At 60.9% G+C, this 20,290-nt stretch carries 11 protein-coding genes; 4 read left to right on the top strand and 7 right to left on the bottom strand.

The window, feature by feature from the left end:
* Nucleotides 1-67: 67 nt before the first annotated feature.
* Nucleotides 68-589 (top strand): DUF6326 family protein, encoded by a 522-nt coding sequence (locus tag QMG61_RS10565; RefSeq protein ID WP_283494291.1) that lies wholly within the window; start codon nucleotides 68-70, stop codon nucleotides 587-589.
* 1,005 nt (nucleotides 590-1,594) lie between these two features.
* Here the strand turns inward: QMG61_RS10565 and QMG61_RS10560 are convergent.
* Both QMG61_RS10560 and QMG61_RS10555 read right to left on the bottom strand, forming a co-directional pair.
* The gene (locus QMG61_RS10560) at nucleotides 1,595-3,334 is read right to left on the bottom strand and encodes an ATP-binding protein (protein WP_283494290.1); all 1,740 of its coding nucleotides are present in this window, start codon (nucleotides 3,332-3,334) and stop codon (nucleotides 1,595-1,597) included.
* Nucleotides 3,331-4,380, bottom strand: a complete 1,050-nt coding sequence (locus tag QMG61_RS10555; protein ID WP_283494289.1) for an SIR2 family protein — start codon at nucleotides 4,378-4,380, stop codon at nucleotides 3,331-3,333. The genes QMG61_RS10560 and QMG61_RS10555 overlap by 4 nt, the downstream gene beginning before the upstream one ends.
* A 377-nt stretch (nucleotides 4,381-4,757) precedes the next feature.
* On the opposite strand from QMG61_RS10555, the gene QMG61_RS10550 reads away from it, so the two are divergent.
* Nucleotides 4,758-6,056 carry a serine/threonine-protein kinase gene (locus QMG61_RS10550; protein WP_283494288.1) on the top strand — a complete coding sequence of 433 codons (1,299 nt, stop codon included), beginning with the start codon at nucleotides 4,758-4,760 and terminating at the stop codon, nucleotides 6,054-6,056.
* Nucleotides 6,057-6,144: 88 nt separating this feature from the next.
* On the opposite strand, the gene QMG61_RS10545 is transcribed toward QMG61_RS10550, so the two are convergent.
* The 3 genes from QMG61_RS10545 to QMG61_RS10535 all read right to left on the bottom strand — a co-directional run bounded on the left by QMG61_RS10545 (nucleotide 6,145) and on the right by QMG61_RS10535 (nucleotide 12,178).
* Entirely contained in the window at nucleotides 6,145-7,929 is a 1,785-nt protein-coding gene (locus QMG61_RS10545; RefSeq protein WP_283494287.1) for a hypothetical protein, read from the bottom strand.
* A gap of 164 nt (nucleotides 7,930-8,093) precedes the next feature.
* Entirely contained in the window at nucleotides 8,094-9,092 is a 999-nt protein-coding gene (locus tag QMG61_RS10540; RefSeq protein ID WP_283494286.1) for a hypothetical protein, read from the bottom strand.
* Entirely contained in the window at nucleotides 9,092-12,178 is a 3,087-nt protein-coding gene (locus QMG61_RS10535; RefSeq protein ID WP_283494285.1) for a hypothetical protein, read from the bottom strand. Before QMG61_RS10535 ends, QMG61_RS10540 begins: the two co-directional genes overlap by 1 nt.
* Nucleotides 12,179-12,395: 217 nt before the next feature.
* On the opposite strand from QMG61_RS10535, the gene QMG61_RS10530 reads away from it, so the two are divergent.
* The gene (locus QMG61_RS10530) at nucleotides 12,396-14,402 is read left to right on the top strand and encodes an SIR2 family protein (protein ID WP_283494284.1); all 2,007 of its coding nucleotides are present in this window, start codon (nucleotides 12,396-12,398) and stop codon (nucleotides 14,400-14,402) included.
* A 654-nt stretch (nucleotides 14,403-15,056) separates the two neighbouring features.
* On the opposite strand, the gene QMG61_RS10525 is transcribed toward QMG61_RS10530, so the two are convergent.
* Nucleotides 15,057-15,407 carry a sulfate permease gene (locus tag QMG61_RS10525; protein WP_283494283.1) on the bottom strand — a complete coding sequence of 117 codons (351 nt, stop codon included), beginning with the start codon at nucleotides 15,405-15,407 and terminating at the stop codon, nucleotides 15,057-15,059.
* Nucleotides 15,408-15,595: 188 nt separating this feature from the next.
* Between QMG61_RS10525 and QMG61_RS10520 the strand changes: the two genes are divergently transcribed.
* Complete coding sequence (locus QMG61_RS10520; protein WP_283494282.1) at nucleotides 15,596-16,603, top strand: DNA-processing protein DprA; 1,008 nt, start codon at nucleotides 15,596-15,598, stop codon at nucleotides 16,601-16,603.
* A gap of 65 nt (nucleotides 16,604-16,668) precedes the next feature.
* Here QMG61_RS10520 and mobF read toward each other — a convergent pair whose 3' ends face one another.
* The gene (mobF, locus tag QMG61_RS10515) at nucleotides 16,669-20,226 is read right to left on the bottom strand and encodes a MobF family relaxase (RefSeq protein ID WP_283494281.1); all 3,558 of its coding nucleotides are present in this window, start codon (nucleotides 20,224-20,226) and stop codon (nucleotides 16,669-16,671) included.
* Between the last annotated feature and the right edge of the window lie 64 nt (nucleotides 20,227-20,290).

The raw sequence follows: 20,290 nt of genomic DNA, 5'->3' as shown, positions 1-20,290 counted from the left end.
GTATGAATGCATTCCCAGACCTTCCGCCACTCCCGCGGACGGACCATCCCTCAAGAAAGAAGAACCGATGACCAACCGAACAAACACCCCAAGGTTGCTCGACAACCCACCGATCCCCGTGCAGACCAAGATCGCCGCCGCATGGACCGCCTTCATGTTCCTCTATGTCTACGTCGACGTCTTGAACTTCTACAAGCCCGGCGTCGTCGACGGCATCCTCGCTGGCGTCGTCTTCGAGTTCGACATCAGCGCGGCATTGTTGACCATTTTCCTCGTGTCCGTGTCGATCCCGGCCTTGATGGTGGTGCTCTCCGCCACGCTGCCCGCCCCGGTGAACCGCGCGACAAACCTCGTCGTCGCATCGCTCCTCATCCCCTACTCGTTGTTCAACGCGGTCGGGGAGACATGGGAGTGGGCCGGCTTCTACGGCATCTCCATCGGAATCGAAGTGCTGCTCCTGGCCTTCATCCTGCGCTCCGCCTGGACTTGGCCGCGCACCACACCGACGGCAACCATACCGACCCGCTCGCGCCTCGAGACAACAAACGCAGGCGGCGCGGTCATGCCGCCGGAACGAAAGAAACTATGAGATCCCTAGCTCAGCCTTGGCCAGCCCGTCGCAGCGCAGGTTCCGTTGCAACCGAGAATCCAATCCGTCAGCTCACCCGCCGGGGTGCGCGGAAGATGTCGGCCCAGCCGGGGCAACAGGCGAATCCGTGCTCTCCGCTCAGGCTCGCCGGCGTACTCGCGGATGGCGGCGGCTTCGCGCCACCGAGCAACTTGGCCAGCGAGCAGCTCGGCGCGGTGGCTGTCCGTGACAGCTTGGATGGCCTTCTCGCTGGGCCATCGCTGCCAACCCGGCCCGATACGGTGTTGCGAGACCGCCGATGAGTGCGTGGATCTAGGCCGCGTCGTCGGCAAGAAGAGTTCATTGAGCCCACACATCAGAGCAAGGCGAGCTAAGAAGTGAGGACTATCCGCGAGCGCTCGAAATCTGCGTTCCAGCTCATCGTGTGGTCAGCTGCGCTCTGTTCCCCGAGGCAAGGGACCCTCCCCCTGTCCGTCCGCCGCTTGGGACAGAACGGACAGACACGAACGCCCAGCGGGACGGCGCGGGTCGACCTTGAAAGGCCACGTGCACGCAAATTTCCCAAATACTTCGCGAGCGCGGCGGTACGTCAAACCGAAGCCTTCATACTCCATCTGGGCGGATAGCCAGGGTGATGTGGACCCCTCGTGCTCGATGGCGGGTGCGGAACCGACCAAATCGCGGCGGCACCTCGAAAATCGTTCCCGCGAACACACCCAACAACATCCGAAACCAGAAATCGCTCCTGAGAATCCTCAGGAGCGATTTCTTTTTTGTTTCGACCGGACCGTTTCGTGAACAGTTTCGCGAACGGCCCTTTGGTCGGGCTGACAGGATTTGAACCTGCGACCCCTTGACCCCCAGGTAGCCCTAGTCGCCCAGATCGTTGATTTTCCGGGGCGTAGAGGTGCGCAGAACGGTTCAAATCACGTCATGCATTGCATGGCTTGCATGATTCTGGTCCCCTTTTGGTCCCCCAGAATGCCCCTTCGCCGCGGTCACCTTCTAACGGCGCGACTGCATTCTCATCGCTTCTACCGCGGCAACCAGATCGGCATCCTCGACCGCTGTCTCGTTCCACTCTGTCCAGAAGTTCCTTGTGGCGCTTGTCGGCTTAACCTTAGGTACGTCGAGCCGGATACGAGTCGGGAGAACAATCGCATCTCCGAGAAGTATTGCTTCACCGACATCAAGTAGCGGTAGTGCTGCGGCTATTCCTTCCATACTGTCCGGCATGAGACGTCGCACTACTGCTTGGTCCTGATCGTTCGTGAGCCTGAGCGCGATGAAGTTGTTGCACTGCGAGAGAACAGTTCGGCTCACGTCCGACGGCCGCTGGCTCACCACAAGCAGCGATATTCCGTATTTCCGTCCCTCCTTTGCAATGCGCTCAAACGAGTCAAGTGCACGGAGCTCGGCAGCACCCGCAACGCCCGCCGGCAAGTAGAGATGAGCTTCATCACACACGAGAGTGATAGGAGTGCGCTTTTCCTCGACTGTCCAGAAATGGATCTCATAGAGCACACGCGCAAGAACACCGACCACTATGGGCAGGACGTCGCTGGGGACCTCACTAAAATCGATGATCTTAATGCCAGGCTTCGTCCCCAAGAGCTTCTTCGCGAGGCCATGAAGCCAGTCATATCCGACCTGATCCTCGGGCGGGGCGAACATGAAGCCATAGCGTCTGTCTTCAACTCGCGCGCTCATTCGATTGACAAACCGCGTCAGTCGCCCGTTGAACGGCCCTGCCTTCTCAGAGCCTGGTCGTGCCCCGGTCACCATCTCGTTATCGTCCGCTTCGAGCCTGCTAATGAGCTCGACAAGGCTGAATGGAACTGGGCTATCGACTGTGAACCTGCTCGCTACTTGCACCTGACCTTCAGCGACTAATCGTTCATGCTTCAGCTCCCGCACATGGTGAGTAAGCCGCGCAGCCTGATTAGGAGCATTGGTCTCCGATCGATCCAGAAGGAGCGCCTGCATCTCTTCCTGGTTGAGCAGCCACCACGGTAGGTATAGTGCGTTCTCATCGGAATCATCTTCCCCAGGTCCAGCGATGCGGAAGCTGCGTGCAATCGGCTCGTCACCCTCGGTTAGTGGCGTGTACTCGCCGTGCATGTCAAAGACAATCAGGTTAGGGTGTGCGAGCGCTTTTGCACGCTCTAGGATGAGCGCGACTGCCCAGCTCTTGCCAGATCCGGTACTTCCGAGAAGCGCAGCGTGACGCTGAAACAGGCGGTCGCCATCAGCGACTGCCTTCGCAGATGGATCGGCAACGAAGCGACCAAGCAGAAGCTGCTTTTCGGGGTCAAGCTGTTGAGAGAGTAACCCCATCAGCTTCTGCAAGTTCGTACCATCGACGACCCAGCAGAGCGACTCCACGAGCGGATAGCTGTCAGCCCCGCGCTTGAAGGTGTTCGTTTTGGTTCCGTCCACGGTTCGGTAGGTTCCAAGCAGAACTACTCGAAGCAAGTCTCGCTGACGCGCTTCAACTGGAACCTCACCATCGAGATCCACGTCCTCGAGAATAGCTTCGTCTTGGAGGTCGCGGGTCACTCTGTCGAGCATCCCAACGAGGTACTCGGATGAGTTTGATCCTTGGAAAGCGATGAGGCTTCCGACACCGATGCGTGTAAGTCTCTCGTGATCGATTGCTTCCGCCCAGACGCTGGCAGTGTCCACCCTGAATACCCGACCAAGGGCCTTGTCACGGGGGAACTCTAATGTCGAGTTGATCGTCATTTGGCAAGCACTTCCTTCACTAGATGGTCCAAGTCCCAAATTGGCAAATCGAGTTCGATTTCATCAGCACCTTGTGTCGCAGTGCTGCGCGAATCATCGACCGCCGCTTCGATCCCGATGGCGGTCGGGTTCAAGGCGAGGTACTCACGGGCTTTGTCCGTGAGATGTCGACTTAAGACGACAGTTGGCACGTGCGGCAGTCGATCGTAAATGTGCGTTTGAAGGTGATCGTCATTGAACCCGTATCCAATGAAGAGCAGGGCAGAGGCGTTGTCGATGGCAGCATTCGCGCGCGATCGGTGTGCGTCGAATGGAATCTCATAGCCGAGCCTGTACTTATTGCCGCCTGGCGCTACGATGCGACGGGTTCCCGGAACAGGGATATCGCTGCGATAGTGCTGCCCTTGGTGGGTGAACCAGTCCAGACTGCCATGCGGTTTCGACAAACGAATATGTGGCTTCGGGTCAACACGAATGTTTCGACCTTTCCCCGGTACGGTCTGCGCACCAAGGAGCTCCTCGCGGCTTTGCACAGCGTCAAGTCTGCCAATCGTATGTCCATAGAACATGGAGTCAACGCGGACTTCTGCTCGCGCCGCGTGCACTTCGATGAGTCGGTCATAATTCGTTGTGATCACGTCTGCCACGGTTGCAGCCTGAAGCAGGTGATCGAGGAGGAGGCCAAACGCGGACACCGAAGGCTCACTCAAAATTGATGCTACGGCGCGTTGTTCGGATTCCAAGATGCAGTCAGCGATCAGCTCAGCGACTACCTCGGCCAGCGGATCCGGGATAGCGCTCGATATTAGAGCCGATTCGAGTCCTGCGCCTGAGCGAAGCTCAGTGGCAATTCTGTCCCACTCCGCACGGCAGTCCTTCGATAGGCCCGAAAGCTGATCCGGGACACATTTCAGAAGGTGTGCTGCAAGCGCTGTCATTCCGGGCAAGCCGAGCGCGCACGAAGCACCGGAACCAACGATGATTACGAGACCGCGTTGGAAGATACTCTGCACACGGGAGTAGATGTAGTCCTTGGTAACGTCCAATGCAGCACTCCTGTGTTTGGCCCGCCCGCACAGCAGCGCTCTACTATTCCATTTCCACCATCCTGCCAGTCAAGACTTGGAGATCCGATTCCAACACTCGGATGTGTTGGTTCGCCGTTCACACGCCCCCACTCAGAAACGATCGCTTGGGTGATTCGAGCTTGCATTGGGGCGGGTAGACCCGGCCCGGTGGCCCACGCAGCGATGCACCAGCATCATCTTCTCCCTCTGGTATTCACTGCGATCCCCGTACTTTTTAGTGATGCACCCTTCGACCTGGCATAGATCGGACGGCGTCCGCGATGGCACGGGTGATTTCGTCCATCGAAGTGCGCGAATTACGACGAGCCCAACACCGCTCACGGGAGAATGTGCATATGAGCAGTCCCAGCGAGCGGTACGAGATCCTCGAAGCCTTCGGTAAACCAACCGAACATGCGATTGTTGGGCGTGGGCGTGACCTTGTCACGGGAATCGAGTACGCGGTCAAGATGCGCCGCGGTGAGGGGAACGTCGAGCGCCGCTTCACTCGAGAAGTCGAAGCGATGCGATCGGCTGCTGGCCCGCATGTGATGTCAGTGCTCGATGTCGACCCAGATGGCGAGTGGTACACGATGCCGATCGCAGCGGGCGAGCTCACCCCAGCTATTAAGAACCTCTCTCAGAATGAACGTGAGGAACTCGCGCTCGCGGTTGTCCGTGCAGTGGCTGACGGACTCCACAGTTTCCATGTGGAGGGTCGTGTCCATCGTGATCTCAAGCCACAGAATATTCTCTGGCTTGAGGATGAAGGCGGTGCCAGATGGGTGGTGTCAGACTTCGGTATTGCTCGTAACGCTCCAGGCACAACGACCGCAGATCTCACTCGAAAAGGCAATCTCGTCGGTACTGAGCGATGGGCTGCTCCCGAACAACATGCCGACGCGCACTCCGCGACCCCACGAACGGACGTGTACAGCGTCGGCGCCATCGTGGGATGGATCATGACCGGCGAACTCCCGACACCCGTGCACGTCCCGCTCCCGACCACACGATTTCGGACGGTGGTTACGCGCGCTACCCGCAAGTCCCCAGCGCAGCGATACCCGACTGTCGACGAGATGCTCGAAGCAATGGAACGTGAGCTCGACGGCGATAGAGGCCCGTTGAGCACTCAGCTCGAGCAGATTCTCAGTGGCCCTTTCGAAGTTGAAACGCTCAATGATTTCGCTCTCGCGCATCGAGATAACGGGGCTCTCTTTCTTCCCGAACTTCACCGCATCAAGCGATCGACCTTCATCTCTTGGTTCGATGCGGACCCGGACGGACTGGAGCAGTTCGCGGAGAGTATGTGCGATCTCCTCACCGGTGGGCAGGACGCGGGCGGACTCGAACGCGAGGGACTCCGCCCTCCGCTGTTCTGGCTTCTAGACGTGCTCCGCCACCTGGTACACAAACAGAGACTCGACCTTGCGGAGCCATTGGCGCGTGCATTGTTCGCGGCAGCGGAATCCTGCAATCAATTCCCCGTAGGCGACAGCGTCGCCAGCTGGCTGAACTCCCTGTCGCACGAAGCGTCCGCTCAGGCCATGCTGAGTGCCGTCGTCGCGTCATCCACCGAGAGTTACATACGCTCGATTCTCGAGAACGATTGGAGCAAGCCGTCGAGCACCACGCTTCGACGCTGGATGCTCTAGATCTCCCAGCTCGAACTTGACGACAAGTAACGGGCATAGAACCCCGTTTCAGGTCACGTCGATCTGCCTTTGTGATGAGAGCAAGGGATCAGCGCGCGCTGCCGATCGCATCAGCGGGGTCGTCGACGACGATCTCATACCCTTCAACGCGGGAGACGTATCCCCGTTTACGTAACCCGAAAAGGTACCGGATCACCCGGAATGCGAGCACACCGAACAGCACTACGCCATAGAGGACAGCCGCGCCAAGAATCAGGGCAGACAGCAGAAGCGGTGACGTTGCAAGGGTCTGCATTACCGACCAGATGCCTGCTTCCGGATCGGCTACGCGTTGCTGCTCGATGAGTGACAGGATTGCCGGGATTGCCGGAATTGCTGCGAAAACTGCGACTACTAGTCCGATCAGCGCGAACCTGTTCGCCGCACGCGCGGCTCGCAGACTCGCACGCGTACTCGCCCGCTCACCGAGCATGCTCGAGCCGGTGCGGACAACCTCGAGAATCTCGAAGGCACCCAGCGCGGTCAGGACGTGGCGAGAGATGTCACGCGCCGTCCCTGAACGATGATGCGCGCCACGCACCTCCTTCTCCAGCTCTAACGCCCTGCGGTATGTGCGCGCTATGTCGCGCTTGCCCGTCTGGAACTCCGAGACCCGCTGTTCCAACCTTCGCAGCCGCACGTAGACGAGCCCGATTCGTTCATAGAGCAAAGTGTGATGAAGGTCGAGGATTCCTGCACGCCATGTGCGCAAGTGAAGCAGCAGTACAGACCCACCTGTGGCATGGATCCGCATTCCGGTGTGAATACTCAGGTCAGGACCGGGGCCCAACGTGATCTGGTCATCACCACGCGGGACCGAGCGGATCGCGAGATGCACAATGTCGTTGGCATGGTTGTCCGCCCAGTCGGTGCAGCATGCTCCTGCCTGCACCATGATCATCGGATAGGTATACGAGGGACCGCCCACAAATGCGCCGACTCCCCGCATGATCCGACCGACAAGAACCTCCAGCCAGTCATAAAGCGATGCAGGTTCCTCGTGCTCAAAGACTCGGACCCTAACTCCGCCCTCAGGCTGCTCTGACCACTCTCCTCCCGCCCATTTGGAACCTGCCGACGCGTATGGCTCAGGAATCCGAGAGGAGTAGAACAAAGGTGACGCTGGGAACGATGCATCGATCACCTCTGCCGGCGTGCAGCCAACGGGGAGGTGCACTCCAACGGTGATCTGCGCCACACCTTCACGATGCAGCAGCAACCGGGGCTCAAGGGTGATCGTTCTGTCTTTGTCACCAATCCGGATGGTGTGCTGGGTCGTCCGCAAGAAGAACCGCACGTAAGCGTCGAGGTCTTCACTTTCGCTCCAGAAGAGGTCAGCATCTATCTCCTTCTCCAGGAGCGTGACCTTCTGCGCATCAACGAGAATCTTCTCTACCTCAACACGTATGGTTTCTAGAGATGGATGGGCCTCGTCGTCCTCCGGCATCTGATTGCGGTTCCCCTTGAGCAGTTGGAGCGTTCGGAACGCGATCACCGGATGCAAGAAGACACCCTTCGCCAAGGACCGCAGCCCGTTCACGTTGTCGGTCCATGTCTCGAGCCGTTGAATGTGAGCCAGGTCTCGTTCGATCCTTTCCAAGGACGGAGGAATACGCGCTGACTCGTCCGACGGCCACGCTGCGCTCACGGCGAGTTCAGTATCAAGGAGGTACTTGGCGGCCTTACCAAGATCAATGCGCTTCGAGGTCGGAACGGTATGCGCAAAGTAGACAACCCCCTCCCCGAGCATCGCCTGGTGCACGTTCCCGGACTTCGCCTGCACGGGTTCGGCATCAGTCGTGGGAGCCATCGCTCGCCGGATCCACTTCAACACATTAGCTCCCCTTCTGCTTCTAAACGCTCGCCTCGCGTCCCATTCTCCCGTGAGGCTCAGACATGAACTCCCCGCGCGTCGTCCGCAAGCTGAGTACGAGTCCGCAAGAGTGTCACGGCGCCTCGTCATCAGCCCGCAAGGTCGTGACTGGTTCGCGGCATGCCTCAGAGATACCGGACGATTTCCCCGTCGAGTGTGGCCGCGACTTGTTCAGGCGCGACAATGGTGTTCATAATCCCCATGACATATCGAGACCAATCCTCGGGCTTCAAATTGTCATCGAACGCGGTGGCAGCCTCGAATTTCGATCGCAGGTTCACTGGCAATCGCTGTGTGAGTAGTGCGACCAGCTCGCTTGCTTTGCTGCTCTTCGGAGACGGCGCTCGACGTCTCCCGACCGGGCGCGATCCGATCAAAGGCGGCGATGTCGTTGGCGCGTTCTCGAACTCGCCCACAGCGGTAGCGATCCAGCCGGGATGGTCGTTGAATAGCAATGGGATCGCGATCGATTGCGTGGAGGCGATTGCGGTCGGCCCGAGGGCGAGAGAGAGTCCACCTGGGTCCTCGTGGTAGTTGAGATAGCGGGCGACGTCGACTCCAGGCGGGCACGCCTCGTCCAAGATCACGTCGCCTACGAAGTTGCTCGGGTCGATGAGCCATCCGTCGCGCACTACAACGGTTGGTTTGAGGTGAACACGGTACAGGTAGAACTGGTTGCCGTGATCTGCTTGGCCGTCGATTCGTCGCAGCATGTTGTGGATTGCGGCCTCGTAGGTTCCGACGTGCAGAGCCTTGGCTCTCTGCCGTTCCGCCCATTGGGCAACGCGATTGTCGCCGCCCATCATCTGCCGGGTCTGCGCGGTCAGTCCTGCGGCTGGATCGAAGTGTTTCGTGGGCCAATCGGGTTGCGTGCTCGTGTGGTACCAGACGAGGCGCGCGACGTTCTCGTCTCTCAGTGCTGGATCATCCGGGTCGACGGTGACGCGCGGCGCCATTTCGGCTTCGCAGGTCACGCCGCAGCCCGGGCACCGCTCTAGGGCGTGATCCCACCGATCGATCCAGCCGAGGTCGACGACCCACTGGTGACTGCATTTCCCACACAGCATGTGGCGCTGGCGGGAAAAGTCAATTGGTCGTTCCAAATATTCGTCTCTCGCAAGCATTAGTCGCCGTCACCGTCCCCGCCACTGAGCGGTGGGACAAGAAGATCGTCGTGCTGCACGTCATCTACCCCAAAGTTGAATCGGCCTCGGAGGACAGTCAGGATAGCGGGGGCGTTCGGGGTCGGGGTGTTCACGTGCAACCCGTAGGACGGCAGCGTGAGAAGGGTCGTGAACTCTAGCGCGGCCAGGAGTTTTTCGCGCGTGAACGCCTCACTACCGAGCTGCGGATCGGTGTCGAGTTCCTCTCGTCGCAAGAGCGCGGAGGCGCGTTCGCGAACCGCTGGAGGACTATCGACGGCAACTTGCAAGCCCTCCCATCCAGGGCGCGCGTTGCCGATGATGTTCGTGGTCGCCATCATCAGCTGCCAATCGCGCCAACCCTCATCGCGGAGCTGGCGGAGGACAGCGGCCGTGGGCTCAGTCATGGCGAGCCGGGGGATGGTAATACGTCCGATGGGCATCATGCGCTGATAACGGCGTTCGATGTTCGCGACTGATTCGTCGTGGTCGTACCACTCCGAAAGGTCAGTTCGAAGGGCAAGCTCGGGATGATCGGGGGATGCGTGATGGACGATTCCCTCGCCGAGTGGCCCGTGAGGAAGAGCCGTCATGCGTTCAAAGTCCTCGTCCCGGAGGAAGTCAGCTGCCTCGTCGTAGGGTCGCCCTCCTGAGAGCTTGTGTCCGAGGCCTCGTGCGAACGCGTCGCTGACGAGGGCAAGGAACTTCTCGCGTTCTAGGAGGGAGTTGTCGAGAAGCAGCAGCGAAGCATCTGTGACGAGGTCAACGAGCGCACGTTCTTCCTGAACGCTGTCCCCTGGGTCGAGATGGACGACCCAACGGCTGAGATTGTTATCTGGGATGCGCTCGAGATTCTCGGCACCGGTCGGTCTCTCGTCCCGGTCGGTCTTCACTTCGATGTGAATTTCCGCGGGAAGCCAGACGGCGTCCGCGAGCGCGAGTTCAGTCTGAATGATCTGGATGCCGGACGCTAGGCGTTCTGCGGCGAGGGTGTCACAGCGTGTGTTTCGGCTCCGCACGGTCCATGCGGCGCCGAACGCCGACCAACGTAAGTCCCTCGTCTCCCCGGCATCGGCGAAGGGGCGCCCTAATCCCTGTCGATCGAGCCCCTCGACGAGGGCCTCGATGGTCCAGTGATCGTCGCCGACGAGCTGAGAGGCCATGTCGTCGAGCAAGGTTTCGGTGCCCATATCCTGGGCAGTGGTTCGAATCACGGCTTCGTAGTCAGGCGCCAGTGTATTGGCGACATGAAGGGCGAATGCCTCCCGCTGAAGCACGTCGGCTAGATATGCGTGTCGGTCGAGGTTCGTGGGGTCTTCCGCATACGCATTCTGAGCGAGAAGCGTGACGCGAACTAGCCGCGATGCTGAGCACCAGTTGCCCGCCTTGAAGTCATTGATCGCCGCTACGGCGATGGCCTGTGGAACGAAGCGACGGACGTCGGTTTGCTGAGCACCGTTTGCGGCAACCGCGGCGGCAAAAGCGTGCAGCTTCGCAGCGAAGAACAGACCGAGATAGTCGTAGATCGAGGCAGCGAGCAGCATCATAGGAATACTTTCCTCGATGGTTTCGCCATGACGCCATCCGATCTTGGCCTCGTGCACTTCGGCAAGGGCGCGAAGCAATTGGCCGGCGCCGGCGAAGGTAATGGCCCGAGCATGGGCGCGCTCTGCTTTACTCGCGTCGCCTCCGGCACGGGCGACCGCCTCGTCGAGACCATCGCGAAGTCGTGCGTACTCCGCGTGGTTGGCCAGGGAGAGCGTGAGCATCTCGAACAGTTCTGCAGTGTGCTCGACCGGGAACAGAGGCGCGGACGGCAGTACCTCCAGAAGCGCACCGAGCGTGGCCATGCCTCCGTCGAGATCCCTGAGCGGAACCGCCGTTGTCTGCGCGGGCACGGTCTCGTCGACTTTGTAGGCGTCAAGAACTAGACGAAGGGTGTCGCGAGGATCACGCAGCCCCTCGATACGTTCGGGGAGATCGTCCGGATATGCCTGGAAGAAGGCGAGGCGCGCATCGATCGCGAGCAGCAGCGCTTTCGCATTTGGATATGGGCTGTCGGCTAGCGCTGTCTGAATGTGCGCTCGAAGGGAGTCGTAGTAGCCGTCGAGCTCAGCCATCGTGATGTTGGTGTTGCCGCGAAGGCGAGACCCATAGCCGTACTGGAGCAGAACGCTAGCGTCTTCGAGAAGCGGCAGATCGTCCTGCGTATCGGTGACGGCCTCGAAGAACTCGCGGACAAGCGGGTCCGCCGCGTGAAGCACGCCTGTGCCGCGGAGGGTGGCAACCACTATCTCGTATCGGGCTCGCATCTGCACATCTACCGCGCCTTCACCGATGAGGAACTCACGCATCTTTGCGATCCAGTCCCCCAAGTCGCCGCGCGCTTGGTCGTGATAGGTCGAGTGTCGTAGAACGTCCCGCAAGCCGACGAGATCACCCATGGTCCGCCCGGGATCTGGTCGCGCCCGCCAGTAGTCGCGGTCCCGGACATACCAGTCTGGCAGCGGGTCGTCTTCATCATCACGTTCGGGAGCTAATGAGGCTGGCAGCTTCAGATAGTCCGCCGCGATCCAGAAGAGATCCGGATCCGCAAGATGCTCTGCAAGTGCCAGGCCGTCGAATATCTCGAGCTCGACGTCGTGGTCCGAACGTGCTTCTGCGATGAGCTTGTGCCGTTTCGCGACGGGCACGGATGCCACCGTGAAGTACAGGACGCGGGCCACGGGCGTTCCTTGACCCGTGATGCTGCCGAGATCGGAACGGATCTTGGTAGGGATGTCGGTCTTTTGGATGGTGCAGGCGAGAACCACGCGCTCGGCGGAGACGGTGGCGGCGTGCACCGATGTCGTCGGAATCTCGTTTGCGATGTTTGACCAGAAGCTCTCCGCATCACGCCCTTGGTCCCCGCCCGCGCTAACTGGCCCGGTTGCGGGAAGCAGGTTGATGCTGATTCGGCGGCGCGCGAACGCGAAGCAGATCTTCTCGTACTCGTGATGACCGTTCCCGTCGGCCAAACGGTCAAGACTGAACAGGATCTGTTGTACGAGTTGCGGCGGAGTATCCAATCCGACCTCCTCCGATATAGGCACTTGTGAACCAGTATCTCGTCTTGCCCACGACAGACACAGTTGCCCCGCCCCACCAACTAGACCTGATCCCCGCAAAGCGGCACGTCTCAGCATGCCCTACTTAGCTCGTTGAGAAGGATGTCTATGAAGGCGTAGTGATTCAGCATGTTCCAGGCGCGGATATGGCGTCAGAGGTACCGGGTACCGTGTGGACATGGCACATATCTCCTCGAACGAGGGCGAACTCTTGACCGTCGCGTTCTCCATCCATTCGAATCCCGGTGCATACGCGCTCTTGATAGGGGCAGGCGTGTCTGCCCCGAGCGGCATCCCGACTGCGTGGGGTGTGCTTGAGGATCTCGTCGCACGTTCGGTCGAGCTTGCTGGTGCGGCTCCCGCGGATTCGATCGCCTGGTACGAGGAGCAGGTCGGCGAGTCCCCGACCTATGAAGGAGTCCTCGAACGTATCGCGCCGACGCAGATCGAGCGGCAACGTCTACTGCGTGGCTACTTTGAGCAGAGCCCCGAAGACATGGAGGCAGGTCGGAAGGTTCCCACTCCTGCGCACCGCGCGATCGCCAGGCTGGTGCGGTCCGGGGCGGTGAAAGTGATCGTCACGCTGAACTTCGACCATCTCATAGAACAAGCGCTCCGGGCAGAGGGAATCGAACCAACGATCGTCGCCAGCCCTGCCGACATTGAAGGCATGGCACCGCTCCACACGCTTGATTGCTGTGTCATCCACCTTCACGGTGACTACCTCAACCCGACGACGATGCTCAACACCGTGACCGAGCTGAAGGCTTACCACCCCAGCACTGCCCGTCTGCTGCAGCGGATCCTGGAAGAGTACGGCTTGATCATCGCCGGCTGGTCCTCCAAATATGATCCCGCGCTGCGCGACGCGATCGCGGCGCACCACCCCAACCGGTTCACTCTGACTTGGTTCGAACCGGCCGAGCCGCCCGAGGAGGCAGCCATCCTGCGGACGCTCAAGAAAGGCATCCATGTGGCCCAAGATGCGGATATGGGCTTCGGGGGCCTTGCCGACAGCGTCGCCGCCATGACGATTCGACGCGCCCGACACCCCTTGACGATCCCAGTTGCTGTCGAAACCGCCAAACGCGAGCTCTCTGGCCGCGGAGTCGCGATCGGGCTACACGACAGGCTTCGGCAGGAGCTCGATGCCCTACATCGTCTCCCGGAATTTCATCTCACCGACCATCACAAGAATGATGAGTACGAATCCATGCTCGTTCGGGTTGAAGAGGCGTCCAGGCTCCCCGCAGCGATGCTCACTGCTGTCACTTACTGGGGCAATGAAGAGACCGACCGATGGTGGATCGACGAACTTCGTCGGTTTGCTACCCCTGCTGATGGTTCAGGGCTCGTGAAACTGCTGTCGCTGCGGGTCGTTTCCGGCGCGTTCCTCTTCTACGCGACGGGCATCGCCGCGGTCGCTGCACAACGATTCGACCTCCTCGGACGGTTGTTCGCGTTGAAGAAACCCCACCGCTACAACGGGGAGTTTGAATCCTTCGCTTCCAGTGTTGATGCTGAGGCTGGCTACGAGGATGCGAAGGACGTGCACACGCGACTGTTCGACGTCCTCGCACCGCTGCTCGCCGAATCGCTCTCTCTCGGTACCGAACCTCTTGAGGACGCATGGCAGTTGTTCGAAGTGCTCCGTCTGACCTGGGCGACACATCACTCCTCACGCTTTGCCGCACTGCGGTCCGAGTATGCAGAGAAGGACGAGATCTTTCAAACGGCGGACAGCATGTACGAGGACTCGCAACGTCGCCCTGGTGCAGACACATCGGCAGCTCAGGCTGCCCGTTCTTCAGCCTGGCAGGATCGCGATCGAGTACTCGGTAGCATCTGCCGGCTCGCCCCCGTGGGGCGGCCACATATCCTCACCGTCGATAACCGAGGCGACGACCGCTACCAGAGTGTGACGGCCGCACGTTTAGCGCATGACCTCAGCACCGAAAACTCAGCCCACCCGCTGATCACCAGCGGACTCTTCGAGGACGTCAACAACGCACTGCTGGCCGTGAAAGCTGTTAGCGCCAGGCTCGGCATGATCGGCTATGAGCTCTCGTGGGCTCGTGTAAGCGATCGCGTCGGCGTCATCCCCATGCAGATGTGGATCGACAGCGACCAGACACCGCACGAGCGCGCTCGGCAGACGGCAACCACCGCGGAGGAGTACGACTAACCAAAGCGCCTAGGCTTTCGACCATTGCCACGGCGCTCTGCAGCGTGACTGCGGATCGTCCAGGACCGCACCGACCTGCAAGCCAGCGTCCAACAGGGAGACTGCATCTCTCGCGGGCAAGCTGGGTTTCGCTGAGCCTCGGGTGTTCGTCGACATCGATGTCTCCACGTTCGATGGCGGTTGCCGGCCCAGGTATGAAGTGCTCGTGGCCCACGCGTGCGGCGGGGTTACGCACGCTTTCGTCGAAACCGAGCGGAACCGCACCGGGCAATCACGCTTATGCTCGGTAGTTGCTCCAGGTGGAGCGAAGCGTTCGTCGTGCATTCATATAGTCTCAACGCTTCCCGGCTGCCGCCGCGGTCCGGACACTCATGCGGGCCTCTGCGAATCGAGCCCGCAGAAGGAGCACGACGCCCCAGGGGCCAAAGAGGAGAAACATGAGCCCGTTGTAGGGCATAGGAAGAAGAGCACGTGGAGCCAATGGCTCCATCCGTGGCCGATCAGAGTTGTGATGATAGCGGCGATGGCGATGTAGGCGGCACCGATGAGCATCGCCGGTATGCCCCCTTTCAGGCCGCGCCTCCCCTACGTGCGAGTGTGGGTGAGGCCAGTAGCTCAGGGAAAGACCGCCGTTTGAGGTAGAGCGAGAACCAGCTATGCGTTGACCTGAGTTGGAAGCGAGGCGTGACGTTCGCGGTTTACCCTCTGCTCGGAACGTCGTTGCTGGATAAGTAACGCAACGCTTACTGGCCCGATAACGATGAACTTGAGCGCGTTCCAGATGCAGACAAGAGCAACAACGTAGAGCCAACGGGACGCTCCCCCGTCGATCAAAGCCGTACAGGTACTCGCGGCGAATAGATACGGGACCGCGAGCAACATCGCGGGCACGCCCCACTTGAGCCCGCGGCGGGTGCGAATCGCGTCGAGCAGGATGTTGGTCGGCATGTACCTGCGCATGAAGTTGCGGAGGTGGATGCTGATAGCCCAGATGATTCGAAACATGACAACGGTCCTCTCATGGCTCGGCAACGTTGAACCTTGGAGGACTGCCACTGTGGCCGTCATGCCATCGCGCGGGCGATGGCGAACATTGAATGTGTCGCCTGGTTCCAAGGGTACGCCGAACCAACGACATAGGAAAGGGCGGTGCTGCGCACCTGCACGGTGATGACTGGCTGTGAAGGAGCCCGATGATGACTTCCCTCTCTTCCCTCGGACACGACGAGCGGAGCGCGCGTACCGTTCTCTCGCTCGTGGCTGCACCGAATGATCCGTCGACCGGTCGTCTCGTTGGCCGAGTCGGCGCTGTAGAACTGCTCCGCCTCGCTGATGCTGACGGCACGGTGCCCGGCCTCGACCAAATCGCAGCGGCAGTATGGCGCGAACGCTTGCACGCTGTGAGCAGCGCCGACACCTTGGCCACACAGATGGCGGCCTTCGAGCGACAAGGCCTCCGGGTCCTTATTCCGGGTGAGAAGGATTGGCCAGTCGCCCTCAACGATCTCGGAGCACGCACACCATATGCACTTTGGACGCGTGGCGAGACTGCGCTGCTGGCCAAGCCTCTCGCCGACCGCATCACGCTGACCGGTGCGCGCGCCTCCACCGCGTATGGGGACCACATGGCGATTGAACTCGCCAGTGACCTCGCGCTCAGTGGCCGTGTCGTTGTCGCTGGCGGTGCCTACGGTATCGAAGCAGTCGCACACCAGTCGGCGCTGGCGACCGATGGAAGAACGATTGCAGTCCTCGCGGGTGGGGTCGATCGCGCATACCCTGCCGGACACGCGGATCTGTTTGCGCGTATTGAGCAACAAGGTCTCCTCGTCTCTGAGGTTGCACCGGGTGTTGCACCAACACGGCAGCGTTTTCTCGATCGTGGCCGGATTATGGCCGCGCTCTCCTCGACAACGGTGATCGTTGAGGCGGGGGCGCGGTCAGGATCGCTCCGTGTCGCCAACGAAGCAGTGGAGCTTGGTCGCTCAGTCGGTGCGGTTCCTGGCCCCGTGACGAGTGCCGCCAGCTATGGCTCCAACATCCTTATTCAAGACGGACGCGCCCGTTTGCTCACAGGTTCCGAAGACGTTCTTCGACTCGCCGACGAGGACAAGAGCAACGACCACAACACGGAGCTGTCACGAGCATTTCGCATCGCTGCAGCGTGTGATCGTCGCTCACCCGATTCACGCGGCCTGTAATCGCTCATCTTCTTCAGCGCAGTTGACTGGAGAAAAGCGCGTGCACCGGCGCGACTGGGCAGCGGTCAGAGCACCCGCCCCTCCGCTGTCCGCTCAGACGGCTCACGATGGGACTGCACAACCTTGGCCGCGGCGTTCATACGGCGGATCTCGGTGAGTGCTGCTTCGGCCCTCGCGTGATCGATTCGCTGCGCCGTGGCCTCGGGTCGGAGCCCCAGCGGGCTCGGCGTCGTGACGGCGTATCGGTCGCGATACGCGGCGATCGTCCGCGCTGCCAGCTGCCAACTCTCACGCTCCGATGCGGCAGCGGGAGCTTCACCGAGTGACGCGATCCATTGCGCATCATCGACGATGGCTTTGTCGCGCACTGCGCCGGCTCGCTGCCTGATGAGGTGACGACGTTCATCGAGCGCCTGACGCATGTCATCAGCAACCGGTCCCATCGCTTCGGGTACAAGCCCGGCGATGAGCCTGGGCACCTTGCGTGTGCGGCCTGATCCAGCTGGTCGCGCGGTGGCGTCGATAACTCGGTGTCGGATGACGGCAGCGATGTCGTCCGCATCGCCAAAGCCACGCGCACGGACGAGACGTGGGAGCAAGTTAGCCAGGTCATGATGGTTTGCTTCAGCTCGGCGCAGCTCTGCGGTCAAGGGGCCGAACGCATCCGAGCCAATTACATCATCGGCTTCTTCTGCACTGAGGCCGGATGTCCGAACCAGAGCGGCCCACCGGTCGCGTTGCGCTGCGGCGGCGATCGTCTCATATTCTGCGGCGAGCTGGGCGATCGTTCCCCAGGACTCTTGTTCGACAGCGATCGTTTCATGCGCAGAGAGTTCGGCGCCGACGTGCTGGAGAACGCCGCCGAGAACGCTGCGGCCGGTGACTTCATTGTTCTCACCAGGATGCGGACCATCGTGGGAAGTGTCGGGCGTATCGACGGCAACGTAGGCAATATTGGCGTCACGGCCCCGCGTCATCGCCACGTAGAGAGTCTCCCTGGTCATGGTCGAGTCGACGAGCACGTGGGCAGTATCGGTGGTGAGGCCTTGCGCGCGGAAGGATGTCACGGCGTAGCCGAGTTCGACGTGCTCAGCTACATAATCTGCTGGCAGAAGAACGCTGGTCCCCCAGGAACTTCCAGCCCGTCGAACAAGCATCGATCCATCGCGTCGAACATCGACGACGTTCCAGCGATCTCCGTTGCGCACCCAGCCTCGCCCTGCCAGTAGGCGGCGGTCGTTGCGGCGCGTGATGACGATATCTCCGGATGCCGCATGGGTTCCATCGTGCAGCTCAGACTCACGTGACCCGCGAACGGCGCCATCGAGAATCAGATCGGTGCGCGCTCGGTTGTTGAGTGCGGTCACCGATTCATTGGAGTCTGAGACGAGAACCGTTGCACGCCCCGCGACGAGATCGCTGCGCCAGGCGGTATACGCTGAATCGATCATTTCCTCGGTGTCCCCGTCAACGATGCGTTGGTGCTCGTCGTAGGTATCGATGACGTCGGTGTAACCATGGCGAAGATCGAGGGACGCACGCTTTTCCCAGTCGTGCGTGAAGCGGTGAACGTCGACGAGTTCGGGCACGTCATAACGATCATGCGTGAGCATCCCAAAGGCGCCGCCCGCGTCGACAGCCTGGAGCTGCGCGTAGTCTCCGACGAGCAACACTTTCGCCCCAGCATCAGCAGCGAGCTGAGTGATACGGTCCAGGGAAAGCGTTCCCGCGAGTGACGCTTCATCAACGATGACGAGCTGGCCCGACTGAAAGGCCTCACCTTCTCGCAGGTGATTCTGCCACCACTTCGCCGTGTTCTCAGTTGTGATCCCGAGATCCTCGGCAAGCACTTGTGCCGCACTCGAAGAGGGGGCCAGCCCGACGACGGATCCTTGACCGTGTTCCTTTTCCCATGCCCGGCGTAGTGCGTTCATGGCGGTCGTTTTCCCGGCGCCAGCCGGGCCGACGAGCAGATCAACGACACGACCGGAGACAGCGATCTTCGTCAGCGCAGACGCTTGGTCTTCCCCGAGCACCAACCCCTCACGGTCAGGCTTCCGCGTGACGCGTTCGACCGTCGCCTGTGGGACCGTAGGTCCTGTCGTTGTGTGCGCGAGTTGAAGCAGGCGCTCCTCGGCATCGAGCAACTCACCCGATGAGAACACCGTGGAGTTCTTCGGCCGGAACACCGACGATTCATCGCTCCTCCGGAAGACCGCAGGGTTGGATGCCAGTTCGGGCGGCGTGAGTCGAATCGACACAGCCTCAGCAGCATCCACAACCATGCCGATGATCGCTTCACGATCGCGTGTGCTCGCGAAACGGTACCGCATCGTTTGCCGGGCAGCTTCGGCCGTGAGATTCCACCGGTGCCACGTCGAACGCTTCTCTCCAACTACAGTCACAACGCTCTGTCCCAGCCCACGAACGACGTCAAGCGGCACATCATCAGCGCGCAAGAGCAACGGCGCGTTATTCGCGGTGACCTCACGTGCCCAGCCGGTTGCATCGCCACCAAGGATGTTGCCCGCCCGCTGCCTCCACTGAGCGGTGAGGTCGGCGAGCGAATGGATCTCCTTCTCCGGTCTTGTCGCGAGTGTCGCCTGGGCACGCAGCTTGATAATCGTCGTGCTGGAGGGTTGCCTGCCGTGCTTCTCCACGTACGTAGCGATGAGACGATCCTTCTCCTCGTCGATGTGCCGCGACCGCGACGAGAACTCGGACACAAGTTGTTCAGGGACCTTCGCGATCGCCCATGCCACATTGCGGTCCCGTCCGCGCTCACGCGTTTCCCACTCAACTCCGAAGAGCCGCGTGAGGTGATCGGCGAACACGGCTTCGTGGAACTCGGAGAGCGCCACTGTCGCAGCGTGCAGGGGCCGCCCGTCCAAGCTTCGCCACTTGTTGTCGAGCACTGTCTGCACCTTGTTGCTGATCACGACGTGCGTGTGTAGATGGGGGTCACCCGCGCGTGAGTCGTAATGGTCATAGGCTGTCGCGATCAACCCACGCACCTCGACCTGTGCAACGGCACCATCCCCAGGGGTTGCACCGGCGCGCGTGGCTGCAACCTCGCGCTCCATGAACGCAACCACCTCTGCAACCGCCGCATGGTGTGCCCTGACGATGAGTGATTGCGTTCCTGCGTCAGCGACTGCCCACAGCACGGAGGCGGACTTCGGAATAGAGAAAGTGAAGTCATATCCGGCCACTGCCCGTCGAGTGCCCCGCTCAGGCTCCTCCGCTTCGATCGCCGCGACGGCCCGGCCCCGAGCGGTCGGACCCAGCCCCGGATCGAGCGCACAAACTCGCTCCTGAACTCGCTCAGCCACCGACTTGTACGCCGGGTAGGACCGGCCGAGCGGCACGCCGGCAAGCGGGTCACGACCCATGCCGATCAGCAGCTGGAGCTGCGCCTCGGTGACTTCATCGCCGTCGCTTAGTTGCCCGCTTCCGAGTGCCGCGAGGCCGCTGCCCATCCATCGCCCCGGCGGCGTGCCGTCCGCGTTGTAATACCTCGTCAACGGAGTCGAAAGGTTGCGGTCGCCGTCACCGGCGGCCACTGTGCGCAGCAGGTACTTGTAGCCGTCGCCCGCCGACATCACCCGCATCGACACCGTCACCGCAGCTCACCTTCCCTCCATCAAGGAGGAGGTGGACAAGCAGGATCGGCGACTTCAGAAATCA

Origin of the sequence: Cryobacterium sp. PH31-AA6, from assembly GCF_030063195.1 — a bacterium.
Taxonomy (GTDB): domain Bacteria; phylum Actinomycetota; class Actinomycetes; order Actinomycetales; family Microbacteriaceae; genus Cryobacterium.
The sequence above is the reverse complement of the archived record's forward strand: the minus strand, read 5'-3'. Positions and strand labels throughout refer to the sequence as shown.

Bases quoted from the DNA above. Each gene is read 5' to 3' on its own strand.
- QMG61_RS10565 (WP_283494291.1), top strand. From the start codon at position 68: ATGACCAACCGAACAAACACCCCAAGGTTGCTCGACAACCCACCGATC.
- QMG61_RS10560 (WP_283494290.1), bottom strand. From the start codon at position 3,334: ATGACGATCAACTCGACATTAGAGTTCCCCCGTGACAAGGCCCTTGGT.
- QMG61_RS10550 (WP_283494288.1), top strand. From the start codon at position 4,758: ATGAGCAGTCCCAGCGAGCGGTACGAGATCCTCGAAGCCTTCGGTAAA.
- QMG61_RS10540 (WP_283494286.1), bottom strand. From the start codon at position 9,092: ATGCTTGCGAGAGACGAATATTTGGAACGACCAATTGACTTTTCCCGC.
- QMG61_RS10530 (WP_283494284.1), top strand. From the start codon at position 12,396: ATGGCACATATCTCCTCGAACGAGGGCGAACTCTTGACCGTCGCGTTC.
- QMG61_RS10525 (WP_283494283.1), bottom strand. From the start codon at position 15,407: ATGTTTCGAATCATCTGGGCTATCAGCATCCACCTCCGCAACTTCATG.
- QMG61_RS10520 (WP_283494282.1), top strand. From the start codon at position 15,596: ATGATGACTTCCCTCTCTTCCCTCGGACACGACGAGCGGAGCGCGCGT.